This window comes from Streptomyces sp. WAC05292 (genome assembly GCF_003949955.1).
Classification (GTDB): Bacteria; Actinomycetota; Actinomycetes; order Streptomycetales; family Streptomycetaceae; genus Streptomyces; species Streptomyces globosus.
This window is the reverse complement of the sequence record NZ_RPSE01000855.1, coordinates 1-687: the sequence shown is the minus strand read 5'-3', so window position 1 is coordinate 687 and position 687 is coordinate 1. Positions and strand designations below refer to the sequence as shown.

Genomic DNA, 687 nt, shown 5'->3' with positions numbered 1-687 from the left:
GCCGGGCGGGGCCGCTTCCCCGTCGGGGGCGGTCCAGCCGGTGCGAACGGGGCCGAAGAGCCCGTCGACCTGCCAGATGCCGGGGCGTCGGCGGGAGCCGGACAGGGCGGCGAAGAGGCCGCCGCGGGCGACGGGCGCGATGCGGGTGACGACCTCGTGCGGGAGCTCGGAGCGGTGGTGCGGGCCGACGGCGGCCCCCGTGCCGTCGAGGCCGACGCTCTCCAGGTCGCTCGCGCCGTGGGCGTTCCAGGCGAGGAGGGCCCAGCGGCCGTGGTCGGGCAGGCTCAGCAGGTCGAGCTGGGATCCGTCGCGCTCGGCGGCCACGGAGACGTCCTCGGCGGTCCCGTCCTCGGCGAGCCGGACCCGCAGGAGCGCGGCGAACTCCCGGTCGGCGTCGCTGCGCAGCCAGAGGGTGCGGGAGTCGGGCGAGAGCCGGCCGATCCACGGGTCGCCGTCCGCGACGTGCAGGCGGAAGGGGATGCGGCCGGTGGCCCGGTCCAGCAGGAGGGCCTCGCGGCGGCCGCGCGGCCCGCGGCGCAGCAGCACGAAGCGGTTGTCGGCGGCGATGTCGCACACGCGGAGCGAGGCGGCGCCGGGCTCGGTGTGGAGGAGGACGGGGGCGTGCGTGCCGTCCGGGTCGATCAGGTACGCGGACAGGGCGCCGTCCGGGGCCGCCTCGCTCCGCGT

At 78.6% G+C, this 687-nt stretch carries 1 pseudogene; it reads right to left on the bottom strand.

The features are described 5' to 3' along the window. Window positions 1-687 (bottom strand): annotated as a pseudogene (locus tag EF903_RS33410) (S9 family peptidase); the annotation flags it as partial.